Here is a 15,756-nt window from a genome sequence, read left to right on the forward strand (position 1 = left end):
TGGCGACAAAACGAACGGTTGTGCCGAAAATTCGCCGGATGAACATTGGTCGACGCGATCCGTGGCCAATGAACTCATCAATCACTCCGTTCTGCCGCTGTTGACGCAACTCCCCAAAGCACCGTCCCGGCCCGGCGCGCAGGCGCCAACCGTGGACGTGATCCACGCCCTATGATTCGGAGCGTCCGAACGGGCGGATTGCCAGCGCGATGGATTTGTTTCACATCGAACGACGTTGCCAGAAGGTGGATTTCGCTAGCTAATTCGTGGCAAACCTAACGATCCCCGCGATGAGCGACAAGTAACGGCAGGTTAACTGAACGTGAACAGCAAGATGATCTTGTCGGACGACCGCCCAGCAAATTGTGTGCAATCTCAAGTAGAGATCGAATTCAGGTCACGATAGGGCATAGAACAGACTGAAGGTTCGGTCAGCGCACGGCGCTGTCAGCCGACTGGCTGGTCTGTCTTGCCAGCCTGAAATGTCGTGTCCGCGATGCGATTTTGCCGACGACGCCACCCCGCGATTGCGATTGTGACGGCGGTCACGATCACGAGCAACCGCTCCGGCGCGGGGCCTACGATGGTCGCGAGAGTGTTGCTGGTTCGCAACGGCAGATCCGCGACCAAGGCAGCGGGCACAAACTGCGGACTCTCTTGCCGCACAGCGCCGTCCGCTGTGATGATCGCGCTCACGCCCGAGGTTGCCGCGACAACAAGGGCCCTGCCGTGCTCGACCGCGCGCACCCGCGACATGGCCAGCTGCTGATAGGTCATCTCGCTGTCGCCGAAGGTCGCGTTGTTCGTCGGCACCGTGAGCAGCTGGGCGCCCGCGCGCATCGCGTCCTCGAAGGCCCGATCGAAGGCGACCTCGTAACAGGTCGCGACGCCGATATCGACGCCTGCCGCGCGGACAACGCCGTCGCCGTTGCCGGGCACGAAATACCCGGCGCGGTCGGCGTATTCGGAGAACAGCCGGAAGAACGAGCGCATCGGCAGGTACTCGCCGAACGGCTGGATGATCTTCTTGTCGTGCCGCTCCCCCGGGCCTGCCGCGCCGTTCCAGACGATCACCGAGTTCGTCGTCGTGCGATCGCCGTTCACCAGCACGGCGCCAACCAGGATCGGCGCGCCGATCTGCTCGGACGCCCTGGTGATCAGCGCCGCGGCGTCGGCGTTGCGCAGCGGGTCGATATCGGACGAGTTCTCCGGCCAGATCACGACATCCGGCTTCTTCGCCGCGCCCGCGGTCACCGCGCGCGCCAGCTCCTCGGTGCGCCGCACGTGGTTGTCCAGCACCGCACGCCGTTGCGCGTTGAAGTCGAGGCCGAGTCGAGGCACGCTGCCCTGGATCGCCGCGACCGTGATCGTCCGATCGCCCTGATCCGGTGCGGGCAATGTCAGACCGAGCAGCAGACCCGCGACCGGCATGACCACCAAAGTCGCTGCGGCAACTGCGAAACCGGCCCGCGACGCGCGGCCACGGTGCACCACGGTCCACACCAGCAGGACCAGCGCGGCCGCCGCCGCTCCCGTGAACGCCACCGCGAAGCTGACCAGCGGCGCACCGCCGATCGATGCCAGCGACAGGAACCACCCGTCCGCCTGCCCGAAAGCCAGTCGCCCCCACGGAAATCCACCGAACGGGAAACTCGACCGCGCCCATTCCGCGGTCGTCCATGCCGCCGCCACCCACAGCGGCCACCCCGGCAACCTGCCGACCAGCCGCACCAGCACGCCGAACAACCCGACATACACTGCGCACACCGTCGACAGCGCCAGCCACGGCACCGGCCCGACATAGATCCCCGTCCACGGCAGCAGCGGCACGAAAAATCCCAGACCAGCCAGGAATCCGTAGCCGAACCCGCCGCGCAGGCGCCCGTCGCCACGCACAACCAGCGTGAGCACCGCGATGCCGAGCGGCGCGAGGAACCACCACGGCCGCGGCGGAAAGCTCCCGAACATCAGCAGCCCGGCCAGCACCGCCGCCACCGACCGCCCGATCACCGGGTGCCCGGCAAGAAATCCCCCGACCCCCGAGAGTCGCTCACGCACGACCGGCCACCTTCTCCCGCACCGCACCGGACGCGGCGGCGTGTTCACGCTTCATAGATGGTGACTCCGCGGTGCACGGTGCGCAGGCAGGTCGGCAGGGCCGAATCCGGCTCGAGCGGGGGCAAACCGGGGACGCGGGAGCGCGGGTCGGTGGACCAGCGCTGGACGGAGTCGGCGGCCGCGGCGACAACCAGCTGGTCGGCGTCCCAGATCGCGTAGGAGGCGGGGGCGCCTGGCACCAAAGTCCCTGCGATGCCGTCGCGCACACCGCCGGCGCGCCACGCGCCTCTGGTGGCGGCGGCGAAGGCGGCGCGCGGGGAAAGGCCGTGGCCGGGGGTGCGATGGTTGACGGCGGCGCGGACGGCGGCCCACGGATCGAGCGGGGTGACCGGCGCGTCCGAGCCGATGGCGAGCGAGATGCCCGCGGCGGCCATCGCGGCGAAGGGATTCAGCGTGGCGGCGCGGCCTTTGCCGAGCCGCGCGGCGTACATGCCGTCGGATCCGCCCCACGCGGCGTCGAATCCCGGTTGCACGCTGGCGATTACACCCCAGGCGGCGAGCTTGGCGATCTGGTCGGCGTCGAGCAGTTCGGCGTGCTCGACGCGGTGGCCGCGCGCGGCGACGGCGGGGCCGCCGAATTCGGTGACGACACGGTCGAATCCGGCGATGATCGCGTCCATGCCCGCGTCGCCGATGACGTGGAAACCTGCCTGGATGCCCGCTTCGGTGCAGGCGCGAACATGGGCGGCAACAGTGTCGGCGTCGAAATAGGCGCGCCCGGTGCCGGATTCGTCGGCATAGGGGTCGCGCAACCATGCGGTGTGCGAGCCGATGGATCCGTCGACGAACAGGTCGCCGCCGAGCGCGTGCACGCCGAGGTCGGCGACCAGTGCCCGCGCCTCGTCCGCGCTGCGCACCGCTTCACCCCAGTAGGCACGCACCTCGACACCGTGGCGGAACTCGAGCAGTTCGCGAACGTCGGTGCGCCCCGCGATCTCCGGGCCCGCGCATTCGTGCACCGCGACGACGCCGTGCGCGGCCGCGTGGTCAAGCGCCGCGCCTCTGGCCCGATCCCGTTGTGCCCGATCCAATTCCGCGAGCACGGCGGTGCGCACCAGGTGATGGGCGTTCGCCCGGACCGGTTCGCCTCGGGTGTAGCCGTCGGTGGTGGTCACCTGCGGCAGCGCGTCGAGCAGCGCCGACGAGACGACCGCGGAGTGCGCGTCGATCCGGGACAGGTAGACGTGCCGAGCGCCCGCTGCCTTGTCGATCTCCTCGACCGTCGGCGGCCTGCCCTCCGGCCAGGTGGTCTCGTCCCAGCCGTCGCCGAGGATCGCGCCGTCGGGCCTGGTCGCGGCGAAGTCGCGCAGCAGCGTGAGGCAGTGCTCGAGCGAACGGGCAGGTGACAGGTCGAGCCCGGTCAGCTTCAGCCCGAGCGCGGTGGTGTGCACATGCGGATCCACGAACGCGGGTGCCACGAACGCACCGCCCAGGTCGATCACCTCGGCGTCCGGATGCAGTGCGCGACCAGGCTGTTCGGCACCCAGCCACACCACGGTTCCGTCGGTCACGGCCATCGCCGTCGCGTCGGGGGAACTCGAGCTGTAGATGCGACCGCCGACCAGCAACTGGGTACTCACAACTGACCAGTCTGCCGTATGCCCGATTCGGGCAGCGGGTCGGTCAGCCGTGCAGCGCAGGCTCCAACGTGACGTCTTCCGCGTGCGCGAGCAGCGTCATCACTTCGGCGAACCGCGGCGGCGCGGCACCGGGCGCACAATCCGAACCCGGCGGGCACCCCGCCTCGACGGCGATCAGCTCCAGCCGCAGCGCGGCGGCCGTGAACCCGGAAATCGACTGTCCCGCAGCGGCGGCCGCTCGTTTGACGGCGGCTGCCAGCTCTTCGCTCACCGTGATGGTGAGTTGCTCGGTGGCCATCGCGTCACCATAGACCCTTTTCGCACGGATCCCTAGCGCGCCCGGAGTGGCTTTACTACTCGTTGGTAATAGAGCAACTAAGCCTTGGTAATCGCACGTCGGGCGTTGCCCTGTCCGTCGTCGTACCACTGCTGCACGACCACGCCGTCGACCACCTCGTCGCCGTCGATCACCACGCCGCGGTAGGGCATGGCGGCGGCGAGTTTGCCGAATCGGCGGGCGGCGAACGCGGTGACCACCGGGCGCACCAGGAACCTGGTCGGCGGCAACAGCAATAGCAGACCGAACAACGAGGTGACCAGTCCCGGCACGAACATCAGGAACCCGCCCGCGGCGACCAGCGCACCGTCGGCGACCGCGGTGCCCGGCGGAATCTCGCCTCGGCCTGCGCGACGGAACTGCTCGAACACCCGCCGCCCCTGCGATCCGACCAGCAGCATGCCCGCCGCGGACCCGGCGATCAGCAGCAGGATGGCGGGAATGACGCCGAGCCACTGGCCGACGGCGACCAGCGCGGCGATCTCGGTGATCACGTAGAGGACGAAGACTAGGGCGGGCATGGCGTTCCTTTCGGACGGTCTACCTGTTGCAACGTCGGAAAGTCGCATTTTTCTCCCGGATCCGCCTGAGAGCCCGCTGAGATCCGCCCTCAGCGTCGGGAATGCGGCGGGAGCGATGGCATGTTGACCCTCGCTGACCGACTCGCCGACCCGGGAAGAAGGCAGGCTATGACGTCCTCGCCGACCACTATGCGCGCCGTGCAACTCTCCGCACCAGGCCCCATCGAGAACCTGCGACTGACCACGCTGCCGCTCCCGCCCGAGCGGGACGGCTGGGTCCGCATCCGCGTCGAGGCGTTCGGCCTCAACCGCTCGGAGTTGAAGCTCCGGCTCGGCGTGAGCGTCGGTGTCAGCTTTCCCCGGGTGCCGGGCATCGAAGCTGTCGGCACCGTCGACGCGGCGCCGGCGGGCAGCGGGCTGGTTCCCGGACAGCAGGTCGTCGCCATGATGGGCGATATGGGGCGCACCTACGACGGCGGCTACGCCGAGTACACGTCGGTGCCGCTGTCACAGGTCATCCCCGTCGACACCGACCTGCCGTGGGAGGTGCTCGGCGCGCTTCCGGAAATGGTGCAGACCGCTTACGGGTCGCTCACGATCGGCCTTGATCTGCAACCCGGTCAGTCCGTGCTGATTCGCGGCGGCACTTCCTCGGTCGGCTTGGCCGCCGCTGCCCTGGCCACGTGGCGCGGCGCCACCGTGCTGGCCACCACTCGGCAGGCCGAGCGTCTCGCCACGCTGAAGGAGCGCGGTATCGATCATCCGCTGCTCGACAGCGGCGAGGTCGCGCCCGCGGTGCGCGGGCTGTACCCGGGCGGCGTCGACGCCGCCCTCGATCTGGTCGGCACGCCGACCCTGCCCGACACCTTGCGTGCGGTACGCGTGCACGGCACGGCCTGTTTCAGCGGCAGCCTGTCCAATCAGTGGACGGTGCGGGACTTTTCGCCGAACGAGTACCTGCCGAAAGGGGTGCGCCTGGCCGGCTACTTCGGCGACGCCGCCGACCTGCCTCGGGATGCGTTTCAGGAAATCCTCGACGCGGTCGCGGCAGGCCAGTTGGCCTTTCCCGTCGACCGCGTCTACGACGGCTTGGAGCAGGTGCGGCAGGCCCACGACGATATGGAAAACGACCGTGCCACCGGCAAACTCGTCGTCCGCGTCAGGCACTAGGCGCGAAGGCTCACCGCTCAGCGGCGAATCTGCCTGAACGGCCGTGAGATTCGGCTCAGCCGACCGCCTCGCGGTGACCGTTCATCATCTCGATCAGCCGATCCAGCCCGTCCTCGCCGAACATCATGGTCATGTTGGCCGCGGATTCGGCGGCGAGTGCGGCGCTGCGCGGGAAGAGCGCCAATTCGTAGGCGGCGAGCGCCTGCTCGACATCGGCGTTGGCGACGAGGGCGGCGGCGAGTTCGGCGCCGTCGAGCATGGCGAGGTTGGCGCCCTCGCCCGCGAACGGCGACATGAGGTGGGCCGCGTCGCCGAGCAGCGTCACGCCGGGCACCCGGTCCCAGCGGTGCCCGACCGGCAGCGCGTGGATCGGGCGGACGACGAGCGGCTCTTCGGCATCGGCGATGAGCGCGCGCAGTCGCGCGTCCCAATCGTGGAAGTGTTCCAGCACAGCCGCTTTCGCGCCCGCGGTGTCGGAGGTGTCGAGCTGGCTCGCCCAGTCGACGGCCGCCGCGACGTAAGTGTGCACTGAGCCGTCGGTTTCGTGATGGCTGAGCAGACCCTTGCCATCCGCGAGGGCGAACATCGCACCGCCGCCGGTCAATTCGACGGTCGCTGGATGCTCGGCAGCCGCGTCGAGGAGGTCGCATTCGACGAACGAGATACCGGAGTACTCGGGGGTCGCCGCCGAGACCAGCGGCCTGACCTTGGACCAGGCACCGTCCGCGCCGACAAGCAGGTCAGTGGTGCAGGTCGTGCCGTCCGCGCAGGTCACCACATGCCGCCCGGCGCCGAGCGCACGCACGCCCGTCACCTTCGCGCCCCACCGAATGGTGCTGTCGGGCAGCGAGTTCAGCAGCATCCCGCGCAGATCATTGCGATCGATCTCGGGACGATCACCGTCGCCGGAGTCGGCCACCCGGATGGTGCCGTGCTTGTCGACGACGTGCATCGCCTCGCCACCGGGATGCACCAGCGCACGGAACTCGTCGAACAACCCGGCGGCGCGCAGCGCGGCCTGACCCGATTCGACGTGGATATCGAGCATGCCGCCCTGGTTGCGGACGGTCGGCGACGCGTCGAGTTCGTAGACGGCCGTTGCTATTCCGTGCACATGCAGCACGCGGGCCAGCACCAGGCCGCCGAGCCCGGCGCCGACAATGGCGATGCGATGGTGTTCTGACATGGCAGTACCCCTAACGATTCGCGATGGGTAGACCTATCCGCCGGGGCGAACCAAGCCCGTCTCGTAGGCCAGCACCACGGCCTGAACCCGGTCGCGCAGACCGAGTTTCGTGAGCACGCGACCCACGTGCGTCTTCACCGTGGCTTCCGAGAGGAACAACTGCTCGGCGATCTCCGCGTTCGAGCGGCCCGCGGCGATCTGCTCGAGCACCTCGCGTTCGCGCGCGGTGAGCACATCGAGCACCCCCGGGTCGCGCATCCGCGCCGGATCCTCGGCGATGAGCCGATCCAGCAGTCGCTTGGTCACTTTGGGCGACACCACCGCGTCACCGGCGGCGACGCTGCGGATGGCGGAGATGAGGTCTTCCGGCGGCGTGTCTTTCAGCAGGAAGCCGCTCGCGCCCGCGCGCAACGCACCGAGCGCGTGCTCGTCCAGGTCGAAGGTGGTCATGACCAGCACACGGCAGCCGTGGCCCGCGTCGACGATCCGCGTTGTCGCGGTGACGCCGTCGACGACGGGCATCCGCACATCCATCAACACCACGTCGGGCCGCAGTTCGGCCGCCCTGGTGACCGCGGCCGCCCCGTTGGCCGCCTCCCCGATCACTTCGATGTCGGGGTGTGCACCGAGCACCATCTTCAACCCCATGCGCATGAGTTCCTGGTCATCGACTACGAGAACGGTGATCGGCACGCTCCTAATCTAACGTGCCGACGGCGCGACCCCGACGGTCTCCTACTCCGCGAACCCCGGATCGAGCGGGATGGTCGCGTGCACTCGCCACGCACCCTCCGGCGCGCGACCGGCGTCCAGGGTGCCGCCGAGCACCGCGATGCGTTCGCGCATGCCGACCAACCCCATGCCGCCGCCTTTGATGCGGACCGCTGGCGCGTCGAGCGGGACGCCTCCGCTGTCGGTGATGTCGATGGTGACGTCGTCGTCGCGGCGGCGCACCCGCACCCATGCCTTCGGATGCGGACCCGCGTGCCGCAGCGTGTTGGTCAGCGACTCCTGCACGATGCGGTGCACACCGAGGCTGACCTCGGGCGCGATGTCGTCGAGTTCGCCGGTCAATTCGAGATCGACCGCGAGTCCGGCGCCGCGCATCATCTCGACCACCCGCGCGATGCCTGCCGTCCCGTGCTGCGGCAACGAATCCGGGGCATGTTCGGTGCGCAGCAGCGCGACGGTCTTACGCAGTTCGCGCAACGCTTCTCGCCCGGTGCCCGCGATGGTGGCGAGCGCCTGCTCGGCCGCGTCCGGGTCGCGGCGCAGCGCGTATTTCGCGCCGTCGGCCTGCACGATGATCACGCTCACCGCGTGCGCGACCACATCGTGCAACTCGCGCGCGATGCGGGTGCGTTCGGTGGACACCGCGTCGTGCGCGCGACGTTCCTTGTCGTAGTCGGCGACCGCGAGCCGCGCCTCCACCTCGGTGTCGTACGCGTGGCGCGCGCCGATGAACTCGGCCAAGGTCCAGCACAACGCGTAGAACATCGCGGTGAAAACCAGATCGGTGGTCGCGGTGCCCGCGATCGCGATATAAGAAAGGACGCTGTCGGCCACCAGCGCGGCCGCGAACCACACCCCTTCCCGGCGTCCGACATAGGCGACCAGCGTGTACAGCATGATGCCGAGGCTGAACAGGGTGATGTGCGAGGCTTCGCGCTCCCCGACCACGTACTGCACCGCGATCGCGGTGAACGACAGCAGCAGCGACACCACCGCGACCGCACGCGGATAGACCCGCCGAAACACCAGCGGCAACGGGATGAACACCCCGATCGCCAGGTAGGCGATCTTGTTCTCGGCGGCGGCGACGCCGAGAATCTCGACCACCAACAGGGCAAACGTCAGCATCGAATCTGCCACGATGGGCTTCCCGCGAAGCCACAGACTGAACCGACGCACGTCGAACAGCCTAGGGTGACCGGCTCCGAGCAGGGCCGGCACCACGATCTCGAAACAGCACGACCGACCCGATGCGGCGATGGGGGCACGATCCCGAACACGACTGCCCGGTAGTCGGTGACCGCCGCACTGGACTGGTCGCTGGTCCGAAACCGGCTCGATGTCGCTGGTCTGCTTGGCTGAGCGCGTGCAGATCGGTGATTGGGTGGTGTTGTTGACGGCCGCGACGGCCGCGGGCTGGGTCGACGCGGTGGTCGGGGGCGGCGGGTTGATCATCCTGCCGACGCTGTTCCTGGTGGCGCCGACCATCGCACCGCAGACCGCGCTCGGCACCAACAAACTCGCCGCGGTCGCAGGCACCGGCGCGTCGGTCATGACCTTCGCCAGAAAGGTGCCGATGCGCTGGCGGGTGCTGCTGCCCGCGGCGGCCATCGCGGCGATCACCTCCGGAACCGGTGCGGCCGCAGTCTCTTTGATCGACCGCGAGCTGTTCATTCCGATCGTGATGGTGGTGCTCGTCGGCGTCGCGGTGTTTGTCACGCTGCGACCATCGATCGGGGTCACGCTGGCCACGCACGCGCCGACGCGGCGCAAGTTCATCCTCACCGTCGCGCTGGCCGCCGGCCTGGTCGGTTTCTACGACGGCCTGCTCGGGCCCGGCACCGGGACCTTCCTCATCATCACCTTCGCCACCCTGCTCGGCACCGAGTTCGTCCGCGCCGCCGCGATGGCGAAGGTGATCAACTGCGGGTCCAACGTCGGCGCGCTGATCTTCTTCGGCGCGACCGGGAACATTCTGTGGGCGCTCGGCGCGGCCATGGCGGTCGGCAACGTGATCGGCGCGATCATCGGATCGCGGATGGCGTTGGCCAACGGCGCGAAGTTCGTGCGCGTGGTGTTGCTCGTTGTCGTGATCGGGATGGTGATCCGGTTGGGCTGGCAGCAGTTCGGCTGATCAGCCGACCGTCTCGACCTGGGCGAGCCAGGGCTTCAGCACCCGCGAGGTCGTCTCGTGGATGCGCCGGTGCAGGCGCTCGCCGTCTTCGGCGCCGTTCAACGGCTGCTGGAACAGCACGGTCAGCGCGCCGGACACCGCACCGACGACCGCACCGACCAGCGCAGCGGCGCCGACCTCGTCCAGTTCGGCGGGGAACGCGATGTGCAATTGGCGGGCGATCTCGCGCTGCGCGACCAATTGCGCATGCGCGGCCCGGCCGCTCACCGACGGCACGGTGCGCGACACCTGCGCGCGCAGCGCGGCGATCCGTGCGCTGAGGTCGTCGACGAGATGCTCGCCCGGGTTGTCCCCCGCCGCCCGTAATGCCCGTAACAACACCTCGACCGGACGCTCGCCGGGACGCCGGCTGCCGATCGCGGCCACCGCGGCCCGCACCCGCTCGTCTGTCTCCGGGAAGAGTAGTTCTTCCTTGCTGGCGAAGTAGTTGAAGAAGGTCCGCGTACCCACCTCGGCCGCCGCAGCGATGTCGGCCACCGTCGTTTCGTCGTAGCCTCTTGTCTCGAAAAGCTCGACGGCTGCCTCGAGCAAGGCGCGGCGGGTACGTTCACGTTTGCGGTCACGGAGGGCGGATGGCGGCACGCGGGCACAGTACGGCATTTCGCGAGGCAGACTCGGTATCCGCGGGTTTCGCGCGTGCCGTGCGGTGATCGATTGGCCCGGTCGCGACCGCCTCGTTATTCATGCTGTGCCACTGTGCATTTCATGCATGTTTGCAGTCGATGCACGATGGCATAGCGTGCAATCCGGGGAGCCGCAGCCACACTGGGCCGCGAACGACTACGTTGGTGCGGGTGAGCATCGCGACTTCCAAGGATGTGGACGCCGAGTTCCTCGACCTGCCACTGGCCGCGCTCGCCGGCGCCGCGTTGACCGCGGCGACGGCGGCGGGCGCCGAACACGCCGACCTCAGGGTGCATCGGCTGGTGACCCAATCGATCCGATTGCGTGACGGCCGCGTCGAGGCGATCACCGACAGCATCGAGCTGGGCATCGCGGTCCGGGTGATCGTCGACGGCACGTGGGGCTTCGCCTCGCACGCCGCGCTGACCCCGGACACGGCCGCCGAGGTGGCCCGCCGCGCGGTGACGGTGGCGACGACGCTGCGGGCGTTGAACCGCGAGCGGGTGCAGCTGGCCGACGAGCCGGTATACGACGACGTGCACTGGGTCTCGGCCTACGACCTCGACCCGTTCACCGTGTCGACCTCGGACAAGGTCGACCTGCTGCTCGACTATTCGGGTCGACTCGCCAGCTCCGACGGCGTCGACCACGTGACCGCGTCGGTGCTGCAGGTCAAGGAGCAGACCTTCTACTCGGACACCGCAGGTTCGCGCATCACGCAGCAGCGGGTGCGGTTGCATCCGGAGTTCGAAGCGACCACGGTCGACTCCTCGGCGGGCGTCTTCGAGACGATGCGCACGGTGGCGCCGCCGGTCGGCCGCGGCTGGGAGTACGTCACCGGCGCCGACGGCACCTGGGACTGGCAGAGCGAACTCGCGCAGATCCCGGAATGGCTCGCCGAGAAGGTGAAGGCGCCCACCGTGCAGGCGGGACCGACCGATCTCGTCATCGACCCGACCAACCTGTGGCTGACCATCCACGAGTCCATCGGCCACGCCACCGAATACGACCGCGCCATCGGCTACGAATCCGCCTATGCGGGAACCTCGTTCGCCACGCCCGACAAGCTCGGCACGCTCCAGTACGGCACGCCGATCATGCACGTCACCGGCGACCGCACCGAGACGCACGGCCTGGCCAGTGTCGGCTACGACGACGAGGGTGTCGCCGGGCAGCGCTGGGATCTGGTGCGCGACGGGGTGCTCGTCGGCTACCAGCTCGACCGGGTCTTCGCGCCGCGCCTCGGCCTCGAACGCTCCAACGGCTGCTCCTACGCCGACTCCGCGCACCACGTGCCGATCCAGCGGATGGCGAACGTCTCGCTGCAGCCCGACCCCGAACGCGACACCAGCACAGCGGATCTCATCTCGCGGGTCGAGAACGGCATCTACATCGTCGGCGACAAGTCGTGGTCGATCGACATGCAGCGCTACAACTTCCAGTTCACCGGGCAGCGGTTCTTCCGCATCCGCGACGGCAAGCTCGACGGTCAATTGCGCGACGTCGCCTACCAGGCGACCACCACGGATTTCTGGGGTTCCATGGAAGCGGTTGGCGGACCGTCCACCTGGCGGCTCGGCGGCGCGTTCAATTGCGGCAAGGCGCAGCCCGGTCAGGTCGCGGCGGTCAGTCATGGCTGCCCGTCGGTTCTGGTGCGCGGCATCAACATTCTCAACACCCGGACGGAGGCGGGACAGTGAGTGACCAGACCTTGATGCCTGCGGGCGAGGTTGTCGAGCGAGCGCTCGCGCTGTCCAAGGCCGACGAGGCGATGGTGATCGTCACCGACGCCTACGACGCGTCGCTGCGGTGGGCCGGGAATTCGATGACCACCAACGGATCGTCGGTGTCGCGCGGCTGGTCGGTCATCTCGATCTTCCGCGAGGGACCGAATGCCGCACGGGTCGGCACCATCGGCTCGACCAGCGTCGATCCCGCCGAGATCGAAGCGGTGGTGCGCAAGAGCGAAGAGGCGGCCCGCACCGCGGAGCCCGCCCGCGATGCGATGCCGCTGCTGGAACCCGAAGGGCCGTCCCAGGATTGGGCCGCGGAACCCGGCAGCACCGGGATCGAGGTGTTCACCGGTCTCGCGAACGACCTGTCCGCAGGCTTCGACGGCAGCGACCGGCTGTACGGTTTCGCCCATCACACGATGAACACCACCTGGCTCGGCACCTCGACCGGCGTGCGGCGGCGCTTCGTGCAGCCGACCGGCTCGGTGGAGATCAACGGAAAGCGTGGTGAGGGCAGCGATCTCGCCAGCGCGTGGGTCGGTGTCGGCACCGCCGACTTCACCGATGTCGACGTGCCAGGCATGCTCACCGAGCTGTCGCGGCGGCTGGACTGGGCCAAGCGGAAGGTCGACCTGCCTGCGGGCCGGTACGAGACGCTGATGCCGCCCTCTACCGTGGCAGACCTGATGATCGCCATGGCCTGGGAGATGGAGGGCCGCGGCGCGCAGGAAGGACACACCGCGTTCTCCCGCGCGGGGGGAACGCGAATCGGCGAGCGGCTCACCGACATTCCGCTCACGCTCTACTCCGACCCGAACGCGACGGGGCTCGAATATCAACCGTTCGTCGCTACTTCCGCGTCGTCGCAAGCGTCGTCGGTGTTCGACAACGGCTTGTCGACGGGACGGGTCGACTGGATCCGCGACGGTGTCATCGAATCACTCGTCTACCCGCGGGCCGCTGCCGCCGAATTCGATGCTCCCACTACGGTTCCCGGCGACAACCTGCTGCTCACCGGCGGATCCGACGCGTCGATCGACGACATGATCGCCCGCACCGAGCGCGGCCTGCTGCTGACCACGCTCTGGTACATCCGTGAGGTCGACCCGGCGAGCCTGCTGCTCACCGGCCTCACCAGGGACGGGGTGTACCTCGTCGAGAACGGCGCAGTCACCGCGGCAGTCAACAACTTCCGCTTCAACGAGAGTCCACTCGACCTGCTGCGCCGGGCCACCGAGGCGGGCAGCACCCAGATCACCCTCCCCCGCGAATGGAAGGACTGGTTCACCCGAACCGCCATGCCGCCCTTGCGAATCCCCGACTTCCACATGTCGTCGGTCAGCCAAGCAACCTGAGCCCGGCTTGCCGCAGCTGTTCTGATGTCTCGCACGATCTGGCACGCCGGAAAGGTCGCAACCCCACCGGCCGTGTCCCGGTCGATGCGATGAGCTCCCGCGATTAGTACATGGTGGAGGCGACACGCCGTAAACGCCCTCCACCATGTACCACTCGTGAACCTCTACCCGCGCGAACGGGACATGGCTGCGCCAATTCTCGCGCCAGAACACCTCTGAGGTGGCAAGCCTCGCATCGGCGTGAGAAGTAGTTGCTGGGCGCTGGAAGGTGTGCGGATTCGCAAATAGGTTCAGGTGAGGGTGATCTCGATGCCGATCGTGCCCTTCTTGCCGCGACGAATGTTGCTGCCGAGGATGGTGATCGGACCGGTGAGCCAGTACTTCTTCATGAGCAGCTTGCGGACCCGGTCGGTGCCGTCGGCGTCGAGGATGCGGCCGGTCCCCTCGACGATCTCGCCGCGCGTCTTGCCCGCCACATTGCACGGCTGCAGGGTGACGGCCGGGTTGCGGCGCAGGCGCTTCACCTTCCAGCTGTCGGTGACCGTCCACACGTAGAGCTTGTCGCCGTCGGCGACTGCCCACACCGCGGTGCCGACGGGGGTGCCGTCCTTGCGGAACGTGGTCAGTAGCACGTAGTCGGCTTTGCCGATCGCGCCAAGCGTGTTCGTCATGCACGCAGCGTAACGGGGCGCGTTATTCCGGCATTCGGTACTCGCCGGACTCCAGCCGTTCCAGCAGGCCATCCGTCCATCCGGCGAGATTGCCGAAGACGCTGCTCCACAGTTCCAGCAGGTCCGTCGTGTGCGGCGGCTCGTAGCGACCGCCGGGGAAGTTCGGGACCATCTCGAGCAGGCTGGCGCGGACCTCCTCGCTGCGGCGGCGCTGCTCGCGCAGCTTCTCGATGACGTGCGCGCGCGGCAACGCGTCCATGAACGCGATGCCTGCCCCGAGTTCCTCCATGTCGACGCTCACCAGCGCCTCGTCCATCAGCTTCCGGAATTCGGCCTCGCCTGCGTCGGTCAGCTGGAACAGCGTGCGGCCCGGGCCTTCGGTGCTGCCCTCGGTGCCGAAGGCGGTCAACTTTCCTTCCTGCGTCAGCTGTTTCAGCGCGTGATAGATCGAGCCCGGCTTGACGTTGGTCCAGGTCTCGGCGCGCCAGGACAGCAGTTCGCGACGCACGGCGTAGCCGTAGGTGGGCTGCTGCAGGCGCATCACCCCCAGGACCAGCAGGCGCACCGCCGACATGGACAACCTCCTCGCAGATAGGAAATCTCCATAGTAATCAAGTTTGACTTCTGGGTTGGCGGCTGGCTAGCCTTTACTAGTCAAAATTGATTACCGCAGTTAAAGGGAGTTTTCATGGATGGCACGGCAGTACCGGTGATGTGGGCCGGGGACTTGGCCGAGGTCTTGGACTTCTATCGGACGCTCGGATACGAGGTGACCTACGAGCAGGCCAGCCCGTACATGTACGGCTCGGTGGCACGCAGTGGGTACGACCTGAACTTCTTCCGAGCCCTCAATGACAAGCGCCCCGCGGAGGAGCGCGATGCGGGCTGCTTGGTGTTCCTCGACGAGATCGAGGACCTGCACCGGGATTTCAGCGCAGCCCTCAAGGCACGCTTCGGCCGTGTTCCCGCGCGCGGGATCCCGCGCATCACCCGATACCGGTCCGGCCAAGGCCGATTCACGGTGGTGGACCCGGCCGGAAACAGCGTCACCTACCTAAAACGCGACGCACCCGACGTCGAGTACGGCGGATCACGCAAACTCGAAGGGTTGCAACGGATTATCGACAACGCGAGCATTCTGCGTTTCTCGAAACAAGACGACGAGGCGGCACGCAAGACCTTGGAGTCCGGACTGCGGCGGTTCGCGGCGACGGCGACACCGTTGGACAAGGCACACGCGATGGCGGATCTCGTCGAACTCGCGGTGGCGATGGAGGATCCGGCGCGGGCGGCCGAATGGCGCAGCGAGATAGCGGCACTCGACCTCTCGACGGAGGACCGCGCCGAGATCGCCGAGCACTTGCAGATCGCGTCCGATCTCCAAGAGTGGCTGGCCGACTCGGAGTAGTTCACCGCAGGGTAGGCGCCGAGCGGGTACTGGTGCAGGTGGGGCTTCTCGGGCGACGCCTGCACCAGTACCCCGTGATCAGTCGACCAACTCGACAAGCGGTGCGAATGCTCGAGAAGAGTGTGGA

General features: G+C 68.0%; 15 protein-coding genes. 5 read left to right on the forward strand and 10 right to left on the reverse strand.

The features are described from left to right. Nucleotides 1-447 precede the first annotated feature (447 nt). The 4 genes from lnt to ACGFNJ_RS34360 all read right to left on the reverse strand — a co-directional run bounded on the left by lnt (nucleotide 448) and on the right by ACGFNJ_RS34360 (nucleotide 4,556). Complete coding sequence (gene lnt, locus ACGFNJ_RS34345) at nucleotides 448-1,968, reverse strand: apolipoprotein N-acyltransferase (protein ID WP_393458484.1); 1,521 nt, start codon at nucleotides 1,966-1,968, stop codon at nucleotides 448-450. 134 nt (nucleotides 1,969-2,102) lie between these two features. Next, nucleotides 2,103-3,698 (reverse strand): amidohydrolase, encoded by a 1,596-nt coding sequence (locus ACGFNJ_RS34350; protein WP_393458008.1) that lies wholly within the window; start codon nucleotides 3,696-3,698, stop codon nucleotides 2,103-2,105. Nucleotides 3,699-3,741: 43 nt separating this feature from the next. Beyond that, nucleotides 3,742-3,996 carry a hypothetical protein gene (locus ACGFNJ_RS34355; RefSeq protein WP_393458011.1) on the reverse strand — a complete coding sequence of 85 codons (255 nt, stop codon included), beginning with the start codon at nucleotides 3,994-3,996 and terminating at the stop codon, nucleotides 3,742-3,744. A 77-nt stretch (nucleotides 3,997-4,073) separates the two neighbouring features. Beyond that, a complete protein-coding gene (locus tag ACGFNJ_RS34360; RefSeq protein WP_393458014.1) occupies nucleotides 4,074-4,556 on the reverse strand; it encodes an FxsA family protein in 483 nt (160 codons plus the stop codon). A gap of 168 nt (nucleotides 4,557-4,724) precedes the next feature. Between ACGFNJ_RS34360 and ACGFNJ_RS34365 the strand changes: the two genes are divergently transcribed. Beyond that, nucleotides 4,725-5,726 (forward strand): zinc-binding dehydrogenase, encoded by a 1,002-nt coding sequence (locus tag ACGFNJ_RS34365; RefSeq protein WP_393458017.1) that lies wholly within the window; start codon nucleotides 4,725-4,727, stop codon nucleotides 5,724-5,726. A 55-nt stretch (nucleotides 5,727-5,781) separates the two neighbouring features. On the opposite strand, the gene ACGFNJ_RS34370 is transcribed toward ACGFNJ_RS34365, so the two are convergent. The 3 genes from ACGFNJ_RS34370 to ACGFNJ_RS34380 are packed head-to-tail and all read right to left on the reverse strand — an operon-like array spanning nucleotide 5,782 to nucleotide 8,823. Continuing rightward, nucleotides 5,782-6,912: an FAD-dependent oxidoreductase gene (locus ACGFNJ_RS34370; RefSeq protein WP_393458020.1), complete on the reverse strand. Its 1,131-nt coding sequence runs from the start codon at nucleotides 6,910-6,912 to the stop codon at nucleotides 5,782-5,784. A 33-nt stretch (nucleotides 6,913-6,945) separates the two neighbouring features. Beyond that, a complete protein-coding gene (locus tag ACGFNJ_RS34375; protein WP_069162531.1) occupies nucleotides 6,946-7,605 on the reverse strand; it encodes a response regulator transcription factor in 660 nt (219 codons plus the stop codon). A gap of 42 nt (nucleotides 7,606-7,647) precedes the next feature. Continuing rightward, the gene (locus ACGFNJ_RS34380) at nucleotides 7,648-8,823 is read right to left on the reverse strand and encodes a sensor histidine kinase (RefSeq protein ID WP_393458024.1); all 1,176 of its coding nucleotides are present in this window, start codon (nucleotides 8,821-8,823) and stop codon (nucleotides 7,648-7,650) included. A gap of 187 nt (nucleotides 8,824-9,010) precedes the next feature. Here ACGFNJ_RS34380 and ACGFNJ_RS34385 point away from each other — a divergent pair, with 187 nt between their 5' ends. Next, nucleotides 9,011-9,778 (forward strand): TSUP family transporter, encoded by a 768-nt coding sequence (locus tag ACGFNJ_RS34385; RefSeq protein ID WP_393458027.1) that lies wholly within the window; start codon nucleotides 9,011-9,013, stop codon nucleotides 9,776-9,778. On the opposite strand, the gene ACGFNJ_RS34390 is transcribed toward ACGFNJ_RS34385, so the two are convergent. Then, nucleotides 9,779-10,420 (reverse strand): TetR/AcrR family transcriptional regulator, encoded by a 642-nt coding sequence (locus ACGFNJ_RS34390; protein ID WP_393458030.1) that lies wholly within the window; start codon nucleotides 10,418-10,420, stop codon nucleotides 9,779-9,781. Between the two features lie 212 nt (nucleotides 10,421-10,632). Between ACGFNJ_RS34390 and ACGFNJ_RS34395 the strand changes: the two genes are divergently transcribed. Both ACGFNJ_RS34395 and ACGFNJ_RS34400 read left to right on the forward strand, forming a co-directional pair. Next, nucleotides 10,633-12,162, forward strand: a complete 1,530-nt coding sequence (locus ACGFNJ_RS34395) for a TldD/PmbA family protein (RefSeq protein WP_393458033.1) — start codon at nucleotides 10,633-10,635, stop codon at nucleotides 12,160-12,162. An 11-nt stretch (nucleotides 12,163-12,173) separates the two neighbouring features. Beyond that, nucleotides 12,174-13,550: a metallopeptidase TldD-related protein gene (locus ACGFNJ_RS34400; RefSeq protein WP_393458487.1), complete on the forward strand. Its 1,377-nt coding sequence runs from the start codon at nucleotides 12,174-12,176 to the stop codon at nucleotides 13,548-13,550. A gap of 290 nt (nucleotides 13,551-13,840) precedes the next feature. Here the strand turns inward: ACGFNJ_RS34400 and ACGFNJ_RS34405 are convergent, their stop codons facing one another. Together ACGFNJ_RS34405 and ACGFNJ_RS34410 are read right to left on the reverse strand one after the other, a co-directional pair. After that, complete coding sequence (locus ACGFNJ_RS34405) at nucleotides 13,841-14,221, reverse strand: PPOX class F420-dependent oxidoreductase (protein ID WP_393458036.1); 381 nt, start codon at nucleotides 14,219-14,221, stop codon at nucleotides 13,841-13,843. A 22-nt stretch (nucleotides 14,222-14,243) separates the two neighbouring features. Further along, on the reverse strand, nucleotides 14,244-14,795 hold the full coding sequence (locus ACGFNJ_RS34410; RefSeq protein WP_393458039.1) for a PadR family transcriptional regulator: 552 nt from the start codon (nucleotides 14,793-14,795) through the stop codon (nucleotides 14,244-14,246). Nucleotides 14,796-14,909: 114 nt separating this feature from the next. On the opposite strand from ACGFNJ_RS34410, the gene ACGFNJ_RS34415 reads away from it, so the two are divergent. Next, entirely contained in the window at nucleotides 14,910-15,629 is a 720-nt protein-coding gene (locus ACGFNJ_RS34415; protein WP_393458042.1) for a VOC family protein, read from the forward strand. The last annotated feature ends 127 nt before the right edge of the window (nucleotides 15,630-15,756 follow it).

Origin of the sequence: Nocardia sp. NPDC049149, from assembly GCF_043197455.1 — a bacterium.
Lineage (GTDB): Bacteria > Actinomycetota > Actinomycetes > Mycobacteriales > Mycobacteriaceae > Nocardia.